Below are 20,304 nucleotides of genomic sequence, written 5' to 3' on the forward strand. Positions count from 1 at the left end.
AAGTCTTTTTGAAGCGGAACATAACGAGATGGCCGCAGAGGTGGAGAATAAAACCTTGATTCAAAACGAAACTATTATCTTAAAAAGAGAGTGTAGAAGCAAGGAAATTTTTAAACAATTGAGATATCTCAATTGTTTAAAAAAGGAAATCCTTAATTCAAACTTCTATACATATTATACGAGAGGTGGAAAAAATGAATAATAAAAAATGGGTGGATTGGGCTATTGAATTACAAAGTCTGGCACAAGCAGGATTAACTTATGGTCATGATGTTTACGATCAGGAAAGATATGAACGTATAAGAGAAATATCGGCTGAAATCATGGCGTATCAAAATGATATTCCTTTAGAAAAAGTGAAAGATTTATTTTGTAATGAAAGTGGATATCAGACACCTAAATTAGATACACGTGCAGCTATTTTTAAAGATAATCAAATTCTTTTGGTAAAAGAAAATAATGGAAAATGGTCACTTCCTGGTGGATGGGTAGATGTGAACTTATCAGTTAAACAGAATACAATAAAAGAAGTGAAAGAAGAAGCTGGTTTAGATGTGATTGCTGATAGAATTATTGCTGTACAAGATCGTGCTCAACATAATGTTCCAATTTATGCTTATGGCGTTTGTAAAATTTTTGTGCTTTGTTATGAAATAGGTGGAAAGTTTGAGAAAAATGTAGAAACAGTAGAATCTAGATATTTTGATAAAGATCATATACCTGAGCTTTCTACTGAGAAAAACAATGAAGAACAAATTCATATGTGTTTTGAGGCCTATCGTCATCCTAATTGGAAAACTTTATTTGATTGATATAAGAGATAGTGAAAAGCTATCTTTTTTTGTGTGTGAATATTGACAGAAGAATTATACTGTGTTACTGTATTAGTGTATTAATACAGTAAGGTGGAATGGCTATGAATCATTTTCAAACAGATACGCCTATTTATTTACAGGTTGTTGAAGAAGTCAAATCAAAAATTCTTGGTGGGCAGTTGCAGCCAGGTGATAAATTAGAATCAGTCAGAGAGATGGCATCAAGACTGGAAGTCAATCCTAATACCATTCAAAGAGCTTTTTTGGAATTAGAACATCAGGGATTTATTGTGACACAAAGGGCAGTAGGAAGATTTGTTAGTGAAGACATTGATTTTATTGAATCATGTCGCCAAAACAAAATACAAGAAACGATTCAACAGTTTGTTAAAGAAATGGAGCGTTATGGCATTACAAAAGCAGATATTATTGCTTATTTAAAGGAGGAAAATCATGAGTGAATTTATAAAAATCCAAGATTTAAATAAAAAATATGGAAAGAAACAAGTTTTAAAAGATGTGAATTTAACTTTACATGGTGGACAGATTGTGGGTTTACTTGGACCTAATGGAAGTGGGAAAACAACACTGATTAAAGTTTTAAATGGTTTATTGAAAGAATATGATGGAGATGTTCAAATTGATCAGCAAGCTATAGGTATTCATTCTAAAAAAATCATTTCTTATTTACCAGATGAACCTTATTTTGAAAACTGGATGACAACCAGTGATGCATTGAATTTATTTGTTGATATGTATGATGATTTTGATTTGAATAAGGCATTATCTTTAATGGAAAGAATGGATATTGAAAAGAAAGTGAAGATTAAAGAATTATCAAAAGGAATGAAAGAGAAGTTTCAGTTGATATTGGTTATGTCTAGAAAAGCAAAGATTTATATTTTAGATGAACCATTAGGTGGTATTGATCCGGCTGCAAGAGAACTTATTTTAGATACTATTTTAAATAATTATGCTGAAGATGCACTTGTTTTATTATCAACACATTTGATTGCGGATATTGAAAAGATATTTGATGAAGTGATCTTTATTAAAAATGGTGAAATTATCTTACATGAAAATAGTGAGGACTTAAGAATGAAAAGACAAGCTTCTATTAATGATATTTTTAAGGAGGAATTCAAATGTTAAAATTAATGAAATATGAATTTATTCATTCTATGCGTTCCTTTTTCATCTCGTTTTGTGTTTTCTGGGGTGCATGTTTATTATTGCCATTTTTTACAGAAGGACTAATTCCAGATATTCCTATTTTAAGCTTTATGATGGCTTTTGGATTTACAGTTTTAGTTATGGGAATTAGTATTGCATTATTTGTCAGTATTTTTACACATTATTATCATTCTATGTTTAAAAGACCAGCTTATCTGACATTGACTTTACCTGTATCATCTTTGCAGTTAATTATTTCTAAGCTGATTGTTTCATTTGTATGGCTTATTCTTGGTGGAATTGCATTGATGTTTGGGGTTTTATTGATGGGAGTTATGATGTCATTGTTGACACATAATATGTCAATCATGCAGATTTTTCAGGGAATTCCAGAAGTGTTCAAAGGATTAGGACAGATGTTCATGAATCAGCCTGGTGAATCATTATTAAGTCTTATTTATATGATTGTAGAAACATATGCGCTTATTATATCTATTTATTTTGCTTTAACGTTAGCACATACAGCTTTATGTCGTCATCATCGTTTGGCTGTCGGGATTTGTATATGGATAGTTTTGGGAATCATTTTCTCATGGATACAATTTGTTTTATCAGGTATGAGTATCGCATCTTTTGAATGGTATGGAATTCCAGTTACGTTTATGTTCATTGATCTATTTTTCAATGTGATTTTAACTTTCGTCACAGTCTATATTTTAGATTATCATATTGAAATTGAATAAAAGAATACCTCTTCATGAGTGAAGGGGTATTTTTTATCTGAGAAAATTTTTTCTGTTTCTGTAAGAATCTTTTCTTTTCAAGTGTTTTGTAATAAGATAAACATAAAGTTGAGGAGGATGGTTATGTTAAAGGCAGTTATTTTTGATATGGATGGGCTTTTGATTGATAGTGAAGTCATTTCATATAAATGTTATAAAAAATTGATTGAGAGTTATGGATATTCATTTACAATGGATGATTATGTCAAAGATTATCCAGGGAAGCAATTGAAAGTCTCTTTACAGTTTATTAAGGAACATTATCATCTGGATTATGATATTGAAGAGAAATTCCAATTATTTCATCGTTTAGAAACACAATTCATGCAAGAAGATGGGGTTGCATTAAAAAAAGGAGCAAAAGAATTATTACAATATCTTAAAAATCATCATTATCAAATCGCTTTAGCTACATCTAGTTTACCTTCAAGAGCTTGCCATATTTTAGACATGCATCATATTCTTTCTTATTTTGATGAAATCATTTGTGGCAGTGATGTCCAAAGAGGGAAACCGTATCCTGATATTTTCTTAAAAGCCTGTGAAAGATTAAATGTTTTGCCGTCAGAGGCTATTGTTTTAGAAGATAGTGAAGCAGGTATACAGGCAGCTTATGATGCGAAAGTGCCTGTCTATTGTATTCCTGATTTAAAGCAGCCAGGGAAGGAGTATGCTCAAAAGACAAAAGGTATTCTTTCATCATTATTGGATGTTATAACAATCTTAGAAAATATGTGATGACATAAAAAAACTATAATCAACCGGATCTGATTGATTATAGTTTATTTTTTTATAATAAATGAATGTGATTTTCTTTACATAATTTCATAGTTTCATCATCCCATAAAGAAGCTTGTACTTCTCCAATATGAGCTTTTCTTAAAAAGAACATACATAAACGGCTTTGACCAATTCCACCGCCAATACTTAATGGAAGAACATGATTGATTACATTTTGATGGAAAGGTAAAGATAAACGTTCCATTGCATTGGCTTTTTCTAATTGTTCTTTTAATGCGTGTTCATCTACACGAATACCCATACTTGAAATTTCTAATGCATCATCTAATTGCGTGTTATAAACGAGGATATCCCCATTTAATTTCCAGTCATCATAATCAGGTGCACGTCCATCATGTTTTTTTCCTGATTTTAAAATATCCCCAATTTGTAAGATGCAGACAGCTTTTTTATCTTTTGTGATAGCTTTTTCTCTTTCTTTAGGTGAAAGATCTGGATATAAATCTTCTAACTCTTGAGAAGTGATAAAATAGATTTCATCAGGTAAAATAGATTCACCAAGTTGTGGATAGTGTCTGATCATGAGAAATTCAACATCTAATAAAGCATTATATATTTTTGAAACAATTGCTTTAAAATAATCTAAAGTACGATCTTCCTTGGAAATCACCATTTCCCAATCCCATTGGTCCACATACATAGAATGAATATTATCTAATTCTTCATCTTTTCTAATTGCATTCATATCTGTATATAAACCTGTATGTTGTTCAAAACCATAGCGATAAAGAGCATCTCTTTTCCATTTAGCTAAAGAATGAATGATTTCGATTTCATCATTATGATTCAATTCAAATGAAGTAAACGAAACAGGTTTTTCAATTCCGTTTAAATCATCATTAAGCCCAGTATTTTTTAATAGAAATAAAGGCGCAGAGACACGTGTTAAACGAAGCTGTTCAGCTAATCTTCTTTCAAATGTATCTTTAATCATCTTAATAGCAACTTCAGTTTCAATTAAATTAAGATGTGGTTGATAATCTTTTGGTATAATGATTTGACTCATTTTTGATTCCCCCTTTATATAATTATTGCTATTATAGTATATTGTAGAATATTAGTCAAAATGATATTTTAAAAATATCATAAAATATTTGTTATTTTTAGATATTTTATAAAATAAATAAGAACTATGCTTAAATATGCTAATAATATTGACTTGTATTTTAAAATTGTATACAATGTAACAAATATGGAAAGCAGGTGTATATCATGAATGAAAAGAAATATGTGAGTACAAGAGGTCAACAAAGACCATTGGATTTTTGTGATGCTATTTTACAGGGAATTGGTAGTGATGGAGGATTGCTTGTTCCTGATTTTGAATTGGATCAGAAAGATTTAAAAGCATTACAACATTTATCTTATGTAGACATGGCAACTGAAATTATGACTTCTTTTGTGGGAGAACAGGAAAAAGAAGAAATGAGAGCATTATGTCAAAAAGCTTATGGACAAAATTTATTTCCTCAGGAAGTTGTTCCTGTTAAACAGGCAGGAGATGTTTTTATCGCTGAATTATTCCAGGGGCCAACAGCCGCTTTTAAAGATATGGCATTATCATTATTGCCACATTTTATGACATATTCACTTAAGAAAAAAGGTGAACAAAGAAAAGTTATGATTTTAGCTGCAACATCTGGAGATACTGGAAAAGCTGCTTTAGAAGGATTTAAAGATGTAGATGGAACATATATTCAGGTTTTCTATCCTGTTGATGGGGTTTCACCTATTCAAAAACAACAAATGGTAACACAGACAGGAAACAATGTTGATGTGGTTGGAATTCAGGGAAATTTTGATGATGCTCAAAGAGCAGTGAAACAGGCTTTTCAATCATCAGCATTAAAAGATTTATGTGATGAACATCATGTTTTCCTTTCTTCAGCTAACTCTATTAATATAGGGCGTTTGATTCCACAGATTGTGTATTATTTTTATTCATATATGACACTTGTTAATAAAAATGAGATTCGTTTAGGTGAGAGTGTTCATTTCACTATTCCAAGTGGAAACTTTGGTAATTGTTTAGCTGGAGTTCTAGCGAAAAAGATGGGGTTACCAATCCAAAAATTTATTGTAGCGTCTAATAAAAATAATATTTTGACTGATTTTTTCCGTACTGGGAAATATGATGCACGTCGTGAATTTTATAAAACAAATGCACCTGCCATGGATATCCTTGTTTCAAGTAATTTAGAAAGACTTGTGTATATGATGGCACAGGATAGTCAAAAGGTAAAATCATATATGGATGATTTGAATCAAAATGGTGTCTATGAAATTTCATCTGATTTACTAGAAAAGATACAGGATGTATTTAAGGCAGGATGGCTTAATGAAGATGAAGTACTAGATACAATCAAAACATGTTTTGAACAGACAGGTTATCTTTTAGATACACATACTGCTATTGGTTATGGCGTTTATAAAGAATATCAAAAGACTTCGGGAGATGAAACAAAGACAATTATTTTAGCGACAGCTTCACCATATAAATTTGCTGATTCTGTTTATAAAGCTTTAACAGATCAAAGCTTATCTGAATATCAAGCGATTGAAGCTGTTTATGAAAAAACAGGTGTTGATATTCCAAAACCATTAGTTCAACTTGATCAAAAAGAAATTTTACATCAAAAAGTTATTGATAAAGATGATATAATTCATGAGATTTCTCAAAAAATAAAGGAGATGTCATTATGAAAGTCAAAGTGAGAGTTCCGGCGACAAGTGCTAACTTAGGACCGGGATTTGATGTTGCAGGTCTTGCTGTGACATTATACAATACATTTGTTTTTGAATTGCTGGATCAGGGCTTAGAAATTACGGGCTGTCCGCAACAATTCTGTAATCAGGACAATTTAACTTATCGAGCATTTGTTGAAGGTGCAAAAGCTTGTGGATTGCAGTTTCAAGGATTACGTATTGAATGTAGTGGAGATGTCCCTTATACAAGAGGTTTAGGAAGTTCTTCAACATGTATTGTCGCAGGTATTGTCGGTGCATATGCGTTCATGGATCGTAGTGAAGATCGACAGGAAATATTAGAACTGGCAACACAAATAGAAGGCCATCCAGATAACGTAGCACCAGCCATTTTTGGTGGATTGACAGTGTCAGTCATGAATGAAGAACATGTCACAACATTGAATATTCCTGTCAAACATGATTATCGTTTTGTTGCTTTTATACCACCATTTACTTTATCAACAGAAAAATCTCGTGCTGTTTTACCGCAACAGTTGCCTCGTCAGGATGCTATTGCGAATGTTTCTCATTTAGCATTAATGGTTGCCTCTTTAATCAATGGATATGATGATGGACTTAAACTTGGTTTTAAGGATCGTCTACATCAACCTTATCGTGGAACTTTAATTCAGGGATATGATGAAATTATGTCTGTTTTGGAACAGGATGAACATGTGCTGGGATGCTATTTATCAGGGGCTGGTCCAACGATTATGGCATTGATTAGAGAAAGTGATAAAAAAGGTGTTGTAAGAATGAAAGAAGAGCTTGGTGATTTGTTGAAAGATTGGCAGGTAGAAAAATTAGAATTAGATATGCGTGGTTATACATGTGATTATGAATAGGTATCTTCATAAGATGCCTTTTTATTTTCAAATGATTCAATTTACGCTATAATTATCAAGAAAAGGAGCTGAGTCATAGTGAAGAATTATCATACTCATACAAGACGTTGTCAACATGCTATAGATAGTGAAGAAGATTATATTCTATCAGCTATTCAATCTGGTTATACAGAACTTGGATTTAGTGATCATACCCCTTGGATTTATGATTCATCATTTCATCCAACGATGCGTATGGAAGCCTATGAGATTGATGATTATGTATCAACTTTATTAAAATTAAAGGAAAAATACAAAAATCAAATCTCTATTAAAATAGGATTGGAATGTGAATATTTCGAAAAATATATGGATGGTTTAAGAAACATGTTAAAACAATATCCTATTGATTATATTATTTTAGGTCATTATTATGATGGCAGTGATGAAACAGGTATATATTTTGGACATCCTCTTACAAAATCACAATTATCTCAATATGTTGATAGCTGCATAAAAGCTATGGAAACTGGATTATACAGTTATGTGGCACATCCAGATTTGGCACGTTATGATACATCGGATCCATTCTATAAGCAGGAAATGCTTAGATTATGTATCAAGGCAAAGGAAATGAATTTACCATTAGAATTTAATTTGTTAGGATATAAAACACATCGTCATTATCCTAATGATTCTTTTTTCAAAATAGCTAAAGAGGTGGGCAATCGTATCATTATTGGAACAGATGCTCATGAAAGCCAATCTTTACTGGATATGAAAACGTATCATCAGGCCCGACAACATTTAGAAAACTTAGGTTTATCCATAACTGAAGACATAACTTTTTTAAGATAGCTGTGAAAAAGAGATGTAGAGAAGATAGAACAGAGCTATCTTTTTATATGAGAAATGATGAAGAAAAGCATCATAAAATGACTTAAAAAAAAGACAGAATTGTCTATAAAAAAGACATATAATCATGTTATAATGATGAATAAGAGGAGTGTTAAAATATGGAACATGTGACAGATATAGATAAAAAGAATTATATAGATGATTGTAAAGAAATTGTAAGAACAACTATTGCTTTGGAAAAAATAGAATTATCAGATCATGAATTAACTTTATTGACTGAAGAAATTATGGATACTTCATTATCTATAGGAGGAGATTTTTCTAAAGAAAATATACGTTACATTGCCGTGCAGTATGTACGTAATCAGTTTTTACCACGTTTTCAAAAAGCTCATAAAGGAGGATAAAATATGACGTTTGATAAAGCAGTCATGGAAAAATTCATGGCTGATCATCAATCACAGTATGTAGGAAAATATCGTTATCATAGTGGCTATCGCACTGAAGAACATACGTTTAAAGTTCATTATTATATGTTGGATCAGAATTTTAGACAAATTGATATTTTTGTTGAAATTCATTGTCAGGATGAAATTACGTATACTTTTTCAGAAGATCTACATGAACAGGAAAAGCTTTATATTGTTAAAGATGCTCTTTCAAGAATACTAGCAAAACTAGGATATAAACGTGTTTTGCATTATTCATTGTATGAAAATTTTATCAAAACAGTATCAAGCGAACTGAATATCTTAGCGCCTATTGATTTCTGTGATATTTTAAGTTATATGAAGTATCATCATGGAATTAACCAACAAACAATGGATGATTTCTATAAAATTTTCTTACCATGTTTAAAGATGAATTTGAAGCATAAGAATTATAAAAACTTTATTGATTCATTGAATCTTTTATTTGAATCTGTGCTATATCAATATGAGTGGGATGGTACCAATTCAAAATATTTAGATACTGAATATCAATATCATCTTTATTATATTAGAAAAATCATACGCATTGTTTATCGCCATTTAGATAAATTTTATAAGAATGTTCCTGATGAACTTTTTAAGGCTATTCGTACACTATGCTTAAATTCACGATTTACATTTGCTATTATGACTGATTTTGGATCAATGGTTTTATCACAATACCATGTGACAAAAGCTATTATAGATACATTTAAAGATGAATTTACATTAATAGAGAAAGATTTTGTATTGGTTGATAAAAAGAAAGATGAAAATCAGGGGAATCTTGTTTTTTCGTATATTTACTATATTTTTTATAGTGATTATGATCATTATTATGAAGTTTTAATGAATGTGTTGCGTAATATTATTCATTATATGTTAACTTTTGCAAATCATGATTTGGATCTGGCATTAGGAAATTCTATTATTCAAGCAGAAGGATATCAGATCCTACTGGATTTATTCCATAGAGATTATAATACCTTTGTCTTTACTTGTTTTCCAATTGAATCTTTCCCAGATAACATGAAACCAAAAGTGAGAGATGAATTGGTGACAGCTATACAGTATTTTGCAGCAAGAATGGAAAATGAAAGTTATCGCCTCAGTTCATTTGAACAGGTTACAAATATTAATAGATTATTAATGGATAATTTTAAGGAGTGGTATAAATGAAAAAGAAGGTAGCCATTACAACAGCAGTTGCTTCTACTTTAACAGCTTCTACCCTAACAGCAAGCTTAGCTTTAGCTAATCAGTTTGCTAAAAAGGTATTATATCGTGAACATTTAAATAAAGAAGATCAGGGAAACTGGTATGAAAAAATCAATGCTCAAAAAGTCAAAATACAAAATCATAAAGGTTTATATCTTCAAGCTTATCTGATAGAAAAACCAAATGCGACAAGAACAATTGTTTGTTTGCATGAATTAATGGCTTCAGCGAAGTCTTTAACACAGACTGTTGAATATTTAGAAAGCGTTTTTGAAAATGATAATATTTTAATGATTGATGCACATGCTCATGGTTTAAGTGATGGATATATTCGTGGTTTTGGTTATCGTGATGTTTTTGATTTAATGTATTTTAATACGTATTTATTACAGAAGTATGGAGATCAGCATCGTTTGATTATGTATGGAAAAGGAATGGGAGCAAATACGATTTTAAATGCTTCTGGACTTGGTAAATTAAAGAATGTAGATTTGATTATCAGTGAAGGAGCTTATGACAATGTTTATCACTATTTGACATTGAAATGTCAAAAAGAGATGAAAGTAACGAAATATTTAGCGGGTATGATGATTAGAAAAGTCGTGAAAGATGAGTTAAAGCTAGATATTAAAAAATTAGATACTGTAGAACTGGTTAAGAAAAATCAGATTCCAACAGTTTATATTCATTCTAAAAATGATCAGGATGTGCCATTCCATATGGTATTTCCATTATATAATCATGATGCTTCTGAGAAATTATTGTTTCCAATCAAAGAAGAACATCTCTATGATTTAAAAGATAAACAGGATTCCTATTCATTATCTCTAATTGAGTTTATGAATGAGAATATATAAAAAGAGGAGGGCTTATATGTATTTTGAAAAATCAAAAGGTTTCCCTAAAAATTTCTTATGGGGAAGTGCATCTGCTGCCTATCAGGTAGAAGGTGGATGGGATGCAGATGGAAAAGGTGTTTCCAATTGGGATAAGTTTGTAAGAATTCCAGGAAAAACTTTTAAAGCAACAACAGGAGATAAAGCTGTTGACCATTATCATCGTTACAAGGAAGATGTCAAATTAATGGCAGAAATGGGATTAAAAACGTATCGTTTCTCTATTGCCTGGACAAGAATCTATCCAAATGGAAATGGTGAAGTGAATGAAGCAGGACTTCAATTCTATGATGATTTAATTAATGAATTACTAAAATATGGTATTGAACCAATGGTGACAGTTTATCATTGGGATATGCCTCAAGCTTTAGAAGATCAATATCATGGATGGGAAAGTCGTCAGATTGTTGATGATTATGTAAACTATGCAACAACACTTTTCAAAAGATATGGAGATCGTGTTAAATATTGGATTACAATGAACGAACAAAATATCTTTACATCATTTGGATGGTTAAAAGGAATGCATCCACCAGGAAAAGAAAACGATATGAAAACATTCTATCAGGTTAACCATCATGCCAATATGGCACATGCAAAGACAGTTTTGGCTTTAAAAGAAATGTATCCTGATGCCAAAGTAGGAGCTTCATTTGCTTATAGTCCATGTTATGCATATGATAGAAAACCTGAAAATGCGATGGCTAAAGCTGATTATGATGATTTACAAAATTATTGGTGGATGGATGTTTATGCTTATGGTCGTTATCCAAGAAGTGCTTGGGCATATTTAGAAAGTCAAGGAGTCACTCCACAAATGGAAGATGGCGATGAAGACATTTTGAAAAAAGCTGCTGCATTAGTTGACTTTATGGGTGTCAATTATTATCAGACATGTGTTGCTGAATATAATGATATCAATGGTGTTGGTATGACGAATACAATGAACAACACAGGTGAAAAAGGAACAGCTCAAGTTCAAGGTGTACCAGGATTATATAAGAATCCGGCAAATGATTTCTTGCCAACAACTGACTGGGATTGGACAATAGATCCAATGGGAATCAGAATGTGCTGTCGTGATATTACTTCACGTTATGATTTACCTGTTGTTATTTCTGAAAATGGTTTAGGAGCTTTTGATAAGGTTGAAGATGGACAGGTTCATGATCCATATCGTATTGCTTATTTAAAGGCACATATTGAAGAATTAAAGAAAGCTATTGATGATGGATGTCGAGTTTTGGCTTATTGTACATGGTCATATACAGATTTATTAAGCTGGTTAAATGGATATCAGAAACGTTATGGATTTGTATATGTTGATAGAGAAGAAGATGAAAATTCTGGAACATTGAATAGAATTCCAAAAGATTCTTATTATTGGTATAAAAAAGTCATCGAAACAAACGGTGAAGAATTATAGGATGAAGAAGGTATATATCATTTCATGATACATACCTTTTTTTGACCACTTACTTTGACATATGAACCACTTAGGCTAGGAGTATTTACTTTTTTGGTATTTCTTATTATAGTAAAGATATCAAAGGAGATTAGATATGAAAGTCAAAATAGAAATAGATGAGAGTTTACAGGAAGAAGAAGTGGTTATTAAAGCTCCATCTTTGAATGAAAAAGTGCAACGCATACAAGAAGTGATTCATGATATGTCTAAAAGTTCAAAAACAATGATTTTTTATAAAGGTCAAGTAGAATATTATTTATCATTGGACGATATTTTATTTTTTGAAACCAGTGATCATCATATTCATGCCCATACCAAAAATGATATGTATCAGATTAAATATAAACTGTATGAACTTGAAGAAATGTTACCAGGAAATTTTATGAGAATATCAAAGTCGACTATTTTGAATGTCAAGAAAATATATGCTATTCATAAAACAATATCTAGTCCATGTCTTATTGAATTTGAAGATACACATAAGCAAGTGTATGTATCTAGACATTATTATAAACCACTAAAAATAAGATTAGAGGAAAAGAGGTTATAAGATGAAAAAAAGTAAAATGTTTTGGGGTGTTTTGTTTATTGCTTTGGCAGTCTTATTGATTGTGACACAATTAGGTCTTGTGAATATACATATGAGTATATGGACTTTATTACTGACAGTTTTTTTGGGTGTATCTGCTTTATCTAGTTTATTACATAAACGTGCAACAGGATTCTTGTTTTCAATAGCGTTTTTAATCATCATTTATGATGAGCCACTTGGTTTAGAAGCCATTACGCCTTGGACTGTTTTAATAGCTGCCTTATTAGCAAGTATAGGTTGTCATATATTATTTCCATCATCAAAAAAACATACCCATTACGCACAGGATATTCAAGATAAAAAAACTGTAAAAGATGGGCATGTTGATATTAAAGAAAGCTTTGGAAGCTGTATTCGTTATATTGACTCACAAAATATGGAAGATATAACCATTACCAATAGAGCAGGAATGATGAAGATTTATTTTGATCAGGCTGATATAAAAGGACAGGAGATCAATTGTTATCTTTATATGAGCTGTGCCATGTTAGAACTTTATATTCCAAAGACATGGAAAGTGAAGAATTGTACAGATAGTGTACTATCATATATTGATATGGAAATGTTTGATCATAATATTGTTGAACATACAATGATTTTAAAAGGAAAAATAAATTTATCTGAAGTGAAGATTATCTATGTATAGCTATAATGTGAAATCATATTATAGCTTTTGATATGCCTTTTTTAAAAATTGAGCAACCCCATCCTGATCATTGGAAGGGATGATTTGAGTAGCGATTGCTTTTAATTTTTCATGTGCATTATCTACTGCATAGGCTTCATCAGCTAACTGAAACATTTCTATATCATTTTCTCCATCTCCAAAAACAACAAGATGATCATAATGATAAATATGTTTTAATTGTTCAATAGCATGTGCTTTAGATGTCCCTTGAGGCATAATTTCAAGCCATTGTTGATTTGTATAAATATCTTTTTGGAATAAACAATGATATTGTTTTTGATAGTATGCATAAAACGGTTTGAGCTTATCTGTTTCATCAATCAATGTGACATAAAAAATTTGACCAACATAAAAGTCTTTGGGATGATGGATGATTCTGATACGTGGATCACCTTTTCTAGACTCAATAAATTCAAGCATTCCAGGTGTGCATTTTTCTGGAATAAAAGAAAATTTTTCTTCACCGTCAATAAACGCATAGACAATAGGATAAAGATGATTGTTTAAAAAATGATCTAAAAGCAGATGAATATCTTCTTGGAAACAATGTGATAATAAGATCTCACCTGATACATTATCTCTCACACATGCACCATTATAAACAATTAAAGGAAAAGGCGCCTGTAATCCTTGTGTGACTTTCTTAGCTGTCTGATAAGATCTGGCAGTTGCATAAGAAAATAACATGCCATCACTAACAAGCTGATTGATTGTCTGGATGGTAAAGGGTGATAATGTCTGATTGGAATTTAATAGTGTACCATCTAAATCAGAAACATAAAGCGTTGTCATAATGATTCCTCCTATCTTTAAATATAGTTTAATTAATGGAAGAATAAATGAAAAGCTTTTTTTAAAGAAATATAAAAATATGGTATAATGAATAAAGAAGTGAGGTTGAGATATGAAAAGAAAAATACAAATAGTTGCGATAAATGCAATGATAGCCTGTATATATGCTGTTTTCACTTTGGTATGTTCTGCTTTTTCTTATGGTGCAATTCAGTTAAGATTATCCGAAATATTGATTTTCTTAGCTTTTTATAATCGTCGCTATATTCCGGGATTACTTGTAGGATGCATGTTGGCTAATGCGTTTTCTCCATTAGGCATTTATGATGTTATATTTGGTACGCTAGCGTCACTTATAACTTGTCTATCATTGACAATGATTTCCAATTTATTTCTAGGAGCTTTTTTAGGCGCTTTATTTAATGGGATTATTGTTGGTGCAGAGTTATATTTTTTATTGGATTTACCATTTTTTATAAATGCTATGTATGTGTTTATAGGAGAATTGATTGTATTATTGATAGGTGTCTTTGTGTTTAAATTCTTAGAAAAGAATCCATCTTTGATGCAAAAATATATTATGGAAGATAAATAAAGAGTTCATAATGACAATATAAAATAAAAATGAGGTGATTGATTTGAAAACATCCATAAAAGTACGTGATTTGACATTAAAAAATATATTCATTATTTTGAGTTATACCGCTTTACTTGTTTTAGGGGTGATTTATTTTGAAAGTATTTTTCAATATTTGGGGGAATTATTAAATATTATTCAACCATTTATTATAGGTTTTATTCTGGCTTTTATCTTTAATATTCCAATGAAGTTCTTTGAAAAGAAACTAGCTATACAAAATAAGAAAAAACGTAGAGTTGTTTCAGCGATTTTATCAGTGTTACTTATTTTATTAGTATTATTACTTGTTGTTATGGTTGTTGTGCCACAAGTTATAGAAAATGTAAGAACATTGATAGATAATTTACCTAGTATTTTTGCGCAGGCTGAAAAATGGTTGAATTATGTGTTTGAAGAAATTCGTTTATCACCAGATCTTCTTGATAAAATTAATGAATTTCAAACACGTTTTGCTCAAACATTCATTTCTACTTTAACGGCTTGGGCACCTAATATTGCTTCAGGTGTTTCCCATATCACAACAAGTGTCATTAATATTTTTATGGGATTTGTCATGGCTATCTATATGATTTTCTCTAAAGATAAACTAATCAGACAGGTGAAGAAATTTGCACATGCTTTATTTAATGATCAACATTATCAGTATATCAGCGAAGTTGTCAAATTAACAGGAACAACTTTTGAAAATTTCTTGGCTGGACAATTAACAGAATCAATTATTATTGGCGTATTGTGTTATATTGGTTGTATGATTTTAGATATTCCTTATGCATCTATTGCGGCTATTGTCATTGGTTTTACAAATATTATTCCATATTTTGGGCCTATTATTGGGGCAGTGATATCTTCAGTGTTAATATTATTTGTATCACCTATGAAAGCATTGATTTTCCTTGTTTTCAGTACCCTATTACAACAGTTTGAATCCAATTTAATCTATCCACATGTTGTAGGAAATTCAGTTGGTTTATCAGCTTTATGGGTGTTATTTGCAGTCAGTGTTGGTGGGGGATTGTTTGGCATACCAGGAATGGTTTTTGGATTACCAACTTTCTCAGTTATTTATGAGTTATTGAGAAGATGGACGAATTATCGTTTAGAAGTGAAAAGAAATTTAGCCAAAAAAACAAGAGAAGATTGTTGAATGAGTCACTTATTTGAATTTGATGCCATGATTCATAAAGTAGAGGATCGAGATGGTGCTTATGTGATTTGTCCCTATGATATAAGACAATTATATGGAAAAGGAAGAATGAAAGTTCATGTCACATTTGATGGTGTTCCCTATGATGGAAGTATTGTCAATATGGGAGTGAAAGATGAATATGGTCAAATCTGTTATATTATTGGGATGTTGAAATCTATTAGAAAACAATTAAACAAGCAACCTGGTGATTCTGTTCATGTGGTGGTTGCAAAGAGAGAAAAATAATCTTTTATTATATGAAATATTCTTTTTTCAAAGCTGTTTTGTAGTATAATAAAAAATAGAAATGGAGGTAATTAAAAAATGGGATTTAGAAAAGATTTTTTATGGGGTGGAGCGATTGCTGCCCATCAAGCTGAAGGAGCATGGAATGAAGGTGGAAAAGGTGTCAGTGTGGCTGATGTCATGACAGCTGGTTCTAATGGTGTTGCAAGAAGAATTACAAATGGTGTTATTGATGGCGAAGATTATCCAAATCATGTGGGTATTGATTTTTATCATCATTATAAAGAAGATTTAGCTTTAATGGCAGAGATGGGATTTAAAGCTTTTAGAACTTCTATCGCATGGACAAGAATTTTTCCAAATGGTGATGATGAACAACCTAATGAAGAAGGATTAAAATTCTATGATGATTTATTTGATGAAATGCATCGTTTAGGAATTGAACCAATTGTGACTTTATCACACTTTGAAATGCCATATCATTTAGCTGAAAAGTATAATGGATTTATGGATCGTAGATGTATTGATTTCTTTGTGAAATATGCCAAAGTTTGTTTTGAAAGATATAAAGGAAAAGTTAAATATTGGATGACTTTTAATGAAATCAATAATCAGGCTGAATTAATATCAATGGGGGCACATCATCTTGCTCAAGAAGGTGCAGTTCTTGTTAAAGAAGGTGACGATATTGAATATATGATGTATAAATCAGCACATCACGAATTAGTTGCCAGTGCATTGGCAGTGAAAGCGGCACATGAAATTGATCCCGATGCAAAAGTTGGATGTATGATTGGTATGAATGGTATTTATCCAGCAACATGCAATCCTGAAGATGTTTTAAATGCACAACAAGCAATGCATCAAAAATATTGGTATGTAGAAGTTCATGCCAGAGGACATTATCCTAAACATATCTTAAAGAAATTTGAAAGAAAAGGATATGAAAACTTTATTTTACCAGAAGATGAAGAAGCATTGGCTCAAGGAAAAGTAGATTATATTGGATTCTCTTATTACATGAGTTTTGCTACAAAATATACGGGAAGATATGGTCGTTCATTTGATTTTTCTGAAGAAGATTATGTAAGAAATACATACTTAAAAGCTAGTGATTGGGGATGGCAAATTGATCCAGTTGGTTTAAGATGGTGTCTCAACTGGTTTAATGATCGTTTTGAACTTCCTATGATGATTGTTGAAAATGGTTTTGGAGCTTATGATAAATATATTGATGATAATGATGAATATGTTGTAGATGATCAATATCGTATTGATTATTTAGCTGCTCATATTGCAGCAATGAAAGAAGCCGTTGATTATGATGGTGTTGATTTATTAGGATATACAATGTGGGCACCTATTGATATCGTTTCAGCTTCTACAGGTGAATATGATAAACGTTATGGATTTATCTATGTCAACTACAATAATGCCCATGAAGGAGATTTCTCAAGAGCGAAAAAGAAATCATTCTATTGGTATAAACATGTGATTGAAACAAATGGAGAAGAATTATAAAAGTGTTGTTATGCAACACTTTTGTTTGTGAGGATCAAAATGGATTTTGAAATTGTAGAGGCAACAAAAGAAGATGCAAAAAATATACTGGCATTAACCAAAATATGTGGAAAAGAAACAAATTATTTAAGTTATGGCAGTGAAGGCATTGGACTTTCTCTTGAACAGGAAATGGCTTTTCTTGATAATGTTGCTCATTCTTTAAAAGATGTTTTCTATGTTGTCAAAATGAAAGATGAAATTGTTGGGATGGGTTCTTATACAACTTTTTCATCGCCAAGAATGTCCCATCGTGGGGAAATAGGTCTATGTATTCGTCAATCAGCATGGCATTTAGGCATTGGACATGCTTTGATGGATCGATTGCTTGACTTTGCTAAAAATCAGGCAAAAGCCGATCTTGTTTCTTTAGAAGTGTGTCATGATAATAGACGTGCTATTTCTTTATACCAGCATTATGGTTTTCAAAAGATAGGGACTTTTGAGGGATTCTTTAAAATTGACAGCAAACTGATTGATTATGATATTATGTTATTAAAATTAGAAAAAAGTTCATGAAATCTCATGAACTTTTTTAAATGACTCTTGTATATTCTTTTAACCAGTCTTTTTCTTCATCTGTAAGATAAGGAGATATTTTTTCATAAACTTCTTGATGATATTGATTTAACCAGTTCTTTTCTTTTTGTGATAATAGACTCACTTCCACAGCGTCTAAATCAATAGGAACAAATGTTAATGGTTCAAAATGTAAGAACTGTCCGTATTCATTTTCTGTTCCTTTGACACAAAGAAGTTCATTTTCAATACGGATACCATATTGTCCTTCTAAATAGATACCTGGCTCATCTGTAATATTCATGCCCGGTTCTAAAGTGATGTTTTCTGATAAACTACGTAATTTATAACGGAAGCCTTGAGGTCCTTCGTGAACATTTAATAAATGACCGACACCATGTCCTGTACCACATTGGTAATCAATATCTTCACTCCACATAGGGCTTCTTGCTAAAATGTCTAAACTTTGTCCTGTACACCCATGTAAGAAATGAGCATTTTGTAAAGTTAACATTCCTTGTAAAACCATTGTAAAGTGTTTCTTTTGGATATCTGTAATCTGTCCTAATACGAATGTTCTTGTAATATCTGTTGTTCCATCCATATATTGTCCACCACTGTCAATCAATAGCATGCCATCTTGATCAATCTTTGTAAATTGTGTAGATGTTGGATGATAATGCATTAAAGCGGCATTGTCTTTCCAAGCGCAAATTGTTGTAAAGCTTGGTTCAATAAATAAATCCTGTTGTTGTCTCAATTCTAAGACTTTATCAGAAACACTCATCTCATCCATATCAATTTTTCCATAATTATTTTTTAGCCAATACATGAATTTTGTCATGGCAACACCATCTTTGATATGAGCATGTTTTGAATTTTCAATTTCAACTTCGTTTTTAATAGCCTTCAACATTTGAGATGGATTCATTTTGTCAACAATTTCACAGTTTAAGCATTGGAATAAAGCATAATTAATATGGTTGGTACTGAGTAAAACACGACCTTTTAATTCTTGTGCATCCTGATAAATATCCTGATAATCTTTCACAAGGACATTTTCTTGTTGTAATGCTTTTACCATATCTAAGTCATAACTTCCTTTTTGAAGGTATAAATATGACTGATCCAATGTAATTAAAGCAAACGCTAAGACAGTTGGAGAACATGGAATATCATTTCCTCTGATATTAAAAATCCAAGCTATATCATCAAGTGTTGTTATTAAATGTGATTGACAGTTATGATCTTTCATGTAGTCTAAAATCTTTTCAATCTTTTTATGAGTTGATAATCCATGATATTGAATATCATAAAGAAACGCTTTTTCACATGATCTTTGAGGTCTATCTTTCCAAAATTCCTGCATAAGATCAACACACTCTATTTGATAGTCATCAATTTTAAGCTGTTTTTTCAAATCAAGAATAAATTGACAAGCCATTGTTTGACCATCAAAAGCAATCTTATCATGTTCTTGAATATGTTGGATAAGAAATTCTAATAGTGTAGGGACACCTTTTTGTCCCATTTTCATTAATGTAATACCTTCGTATAATTCCTTAGCTGCCTGAATGAAATAACGCCCATCAGTCCAAAGATAAGCTTCATCTTGCATCACAAGTAATGTTCCAGCACTACCAGTAAAGCCACTTAAATAAGCACGTGCCTGATAATAGTCACCTACAGTTTCAGACTGATGATCATCATCAGTAGGAACAATATAAAATTGAATATTTTTATCTTTTAATAATTGTTGAAAATCCTTTATCATTATGAACACCCCTATAATACTTTAGCACAATCTTTACATTTTGTAAGTAAAAATGTGTTAAAAAAAGATAGTAATCCTTATTTGTGATTTCTCGTTGATAAAAAATGAGGCCAGTCATCTATAAAATGATTTTCCTTGAGCCTTTATAAAAGCATGAATAGAGAAAATTCAAGACATGAAGAAAGTGAGTGACCTGTTTATGAGGAAATCTCATATAAAAAATCTAACCATAGAAAATCTGTTGGTTAGATTTG

General features: G+C 31.2%; 23 protein-coding genes. 20 read left to right on the top strand and 3 right to left on the bottom strand.

All coding sequences use genetic code 11. The features are described 5' to 3' along the window. The 6 genes from B5G32_RS13955 to B5G32_RS07830 all read left to right on the top strand — a co-directional run. On the top strand, positions 1–202 hold a 202-nt coding region (locus tag B5G32_RS13955; RefSeq protein WP_204209672.1), incomplete at its 5' end, for a hypothetical protein. Next, the gene (locus tag B5G32_RS07810; RefSeq protein WP_087936337.1) at positions 195–812 is read left to right on the top strand and encodes an NUDIX hydrolase N-terminal domain-containing protein; all 618 of its coding nucleotides are present in this window, start codon (positions 195–197) and stop codon (positions 810–812) included. The genes B5G32_RS13955 and B5G32_RS07810, both read left to right, overlap by 8 nt. A 104-nt stretch (positions 813–916) precedes the next feature. After that, positions 917–1,276 (top strand): GntR family transcriptional regulator, encoded by a 360-nt coding sequence (locus tag B5G32_RS07815; protein WP_087359541.1) that lies wholly within the window; start codon positions 917–919, stop codon positions 1,274–1,276. Then, entirely contained in the window at positions 1,269–1,967 is a 699-nt protein-coding gene (locus tag B5G32_RS07820) for an ABC transporter ATP-binding protein (RefSeq protein ID WP_087936338.1), read from the top strand. Before B5G32_RS07815 ends, B5G32_RS07820 begins: the two co-directional genes overlap by 8 nt. Then, entirely contained in the window at positions 1,961–2,731 is a 771-nt protein-coding gene (locus B5G32_RS07825; RefSeq protein WP_087936339.1) for a hypothetical protein, read from the top strand. Before B5G32_RS07820 ends, B5G32_RS07825 begins: the two co-directional genes overlap by 7 nt. A 123-nt stretch (positions 2,732–2,854) precedes the next feature. Then, a complete protein-coding gene (locus B5G32_RS07830; protein WP_087936340.1) occupies positions 2,855–3,508 on the top strand; it encodes an HAD family hydrolase in 654 nt (217 codons plus the stop codon). Positions 3,509–3,560: 52 nt separating this feature from the next. On the opposite strand, the gene asnA is transcribed toward B5G32_RS07830, so the two are convergent. Further along, positions 3,561–4,577 carry an aspartate--ammonia ligase gene (gene asnA / locus B5G32_RS07835; RefSeq protein ID WP_087303926.1) on the bottom strand — a complete coding sequence of 339 codons (1,017 nt, stop codon included), beginning with the start codon at positions 4,575–4,577 and terminating at the stop codon, positions 3,561–3,563. A 206-nt stretch (positions 4,578–4,783) separates the two neighbouring features. Here asnA and thrC point away from each other — a divergent pair, with 206 nt between their 5' ends. The 9 genes from thrC to B5G32_RS07880 all read left to right on the top strand — a co-directional run bounded on the left by thrC (position 4,784) and on the right by B5G32_RS07880 (position 13,291). Beyond that, complete coding sequence (thrC, locus tag B5G32_RS07840; protein ID WP_087296920.1) at positions 4,784–6,274, top strand: threonine synthase; 1,491 nt, start codon at positions 4,784–4,786, stop codon at positions 6,272–6,274. Further along, a complete protein-coding gene (gene thrB, locus B5G32_RS07845) occupies positions 6,271–7,164 on the top strand; it encodes a homoserine kinase (RefSeq protein ID WP_087936341.1) in 894 nt (297 codons plus the stop codon). The genes thrC and thrB overlap by 4 nt, the downstream gene beginning before the upstream one ends. Positions 7,165–7,242: 78 nt before the next feature. Continuing rightward, a complete protein-coding gene (locus B5G32_RS07850) occupies positions 7,243–8,001 on the top strand; it encodes a histidinol-phosphatase (protein ID WP_087936342.1) in 759 nt (252 codons plus the stop codon). Positions 8,002–8,159: 158 nt separating this feature from the next. Continuing rightward, positions 8,160–8,408: a hypothetical protein gene (locus B5G32_RS07855; RefSeq protein WP_087244459.1), complete on the top strand. Its 249-nt coding sequence runs from the start codon at positions 8,160–8,162 to the stop codon at positions 8,406–8,408. Positions 8,409–8,411: 3 nt separating this feature from the next. Continuing rightward, positions 8,412–9,650: a hypothetical protein gene (locus B5G32_RS07860; RefSeq protein WP_087296923.1), complete on the top strand. Its 1,239-nt coding sequence runs from the start codon at positions 8,412–8,414 to the stop codon at positions 9,648–9,650. Continuing rightward, positions 9,647–10,546, top strand: coding sequence for an alpha/beta hydrolase (locus B5G32_RS07865; RefSeq protein ID WP_087936343.1), 900 nt, complete (start codon positions 9,647–9,649; stop codon positions 10,544–10,546). Before B5G32_RS07860 ends, B5G32_RS07865 begins: the two co-directional genes overlap by 4 nt. A 16-nt stretch (positions 10,547–10,562) precedes the next feature. Further along, entirely contained in the window at positions 10,563–12,011 is a 1,449-nt protein-coding gene (locus B5G32_RS07870; RefSeq protein WP_087936344.1) for a glycoside hydrolase family 1 protein, read from the top strand. A 136-nt stretch (positions 12,012–12,147) separates the two neighbouring features. Then, positions 12,148–12,603 (top strand): LytTR family DNA-binding domain-containing protein, encoded by a 456-nt coding sequence (locus B5G32_RS07875; protein WP_087244463.1) that lies wholly within the window; start codon positions 12,148–12,150, stop codon positions 12,601–12,603. Between the two features lies 1 nt (position 12,604). Beyond that, positions 12,605–13,291 (top strand): LiaF transmembrane domain-containing protein, encoded by a 687-nt coding sequence (locus B5G32_RS07880; RefSeq protein WP_087296926.1) that lies wholly within the window; start codon positions 12,605–12,607, stop codon positions 13,289–13,291. Positions 13,292–13,309: 18 nt separating this feature from the next. Here the strand turns inward: B5G32_RS07880 and B5G32_RS07885 are convergent, their stop codons facing one another. Then, positions 13,310–14,125, bottom strand: coding sequence for a Cof-type HAD-IIB family hydrolase (locus B5G32_RS07885; RefSeq protein ID WP_087936345.1), 816 nt, complete (start codon positions 14,123–14,125; stop codon positions 13,310–13,312). Positions 14,126–14,237: 112 nt separating this feature from the next. Here B5G32_RS07885 and B5G32_RS07890 point away from each other — a divergent pair, with 112 nt between their 5' ends. The 5 genes from B5G32_RS07890 to B5G32_RS07910 all read left to right on the top strand — a co-directional run bounded on the left by B5G32_RS07890 (position 14,238) and on the right by B5G32_RS07910 (position 18,276). Further along, entirely contained in the window at positions 14,238–14,720 is a 483-nt protein-coding gene (locus B5G32_RS07890) for a QueT transporter family protein (RefSeq protein ID WP_087296928.1), read from the top strand. A gap of 43 nt (positions 14,721–14,763) precedes the next feature. Continuing rightward, positions 14,764–15,909 carry an AI-2E family transporter gene (locus tag B5G32_RS07895; protein ID WP_087936346.1) on the top strand — a complete coding sequence of 382 codons (1,146 nt, stop codon included), beginning with the start codon at positions 14,764–14,766 and terminating at the stop codon, positions 15,907–15,909. Then, on the top strand, positions 15,910–16,197 hold the full coding sequence (locus B5G32_RS07900; protein WP_087244468.1) for a DUF1905 domain-containing protein: 288 nt from the start codon (positions 15,910–15,912) through the stop codon (positions 16,195–16,197). A 78-nt stretch (positions 16,198–16,275) separates the two neighbouring features. Further along, on the top strand, positions 16,276–17,718 hold the full coding sequence (locus tag B5G32_RS07905) for a 6-phospho-beta-glucosidase (protein ID WP_087936347.1): 1,443 nt from the start codon (positions 16,276–16,278) through the stop codon (positions 17,716–17,718). A gap of 39 nt (positions 17,719–17,757) precedes the next feature. Beyond that, complete coding sequence (locus B5G32_RS07910) at positions 17,758–18,276, top strand: GNAT family N-acetyltransferase (RefSeq protein WP_087936348.1); 519 nt, start codon at positions 17,758–17,760, stop codon at positions 18,274–18,276. A gap of 16 nt (positions 18,277–18,292) precedes the next feature. On the opposite strand, the gene B5G32_RS07915 is transcribed toward B5G32_RS07910, so the two are convergent. Further along, positions 18,293–20,050, bottom strand: coding sequence for an aminopeptidase P family protein (locus tag B5G32_RS07915; RefSeq protein ID WP_087936349.1), 1,758 nt, complete (start codon positions 20,048–20,050; stop codon positions 18,293–18,295). Between the last annotated feature and the right edge of the window lie 254 nt (positions 20,051–20,304).

The sequence above is a fragment of the Massilimicrobiota sp. An80 genome (assembly GCF_002159255.1).
In the GTDB taxonomy this organism is placed as follows: Bacteria; Bacillota_I; Bacilli_A; order Erysipelotrichales; family Coprobacillaceae; genus Allocoprobacillus; species Allocoprobacillus merdigallinarum.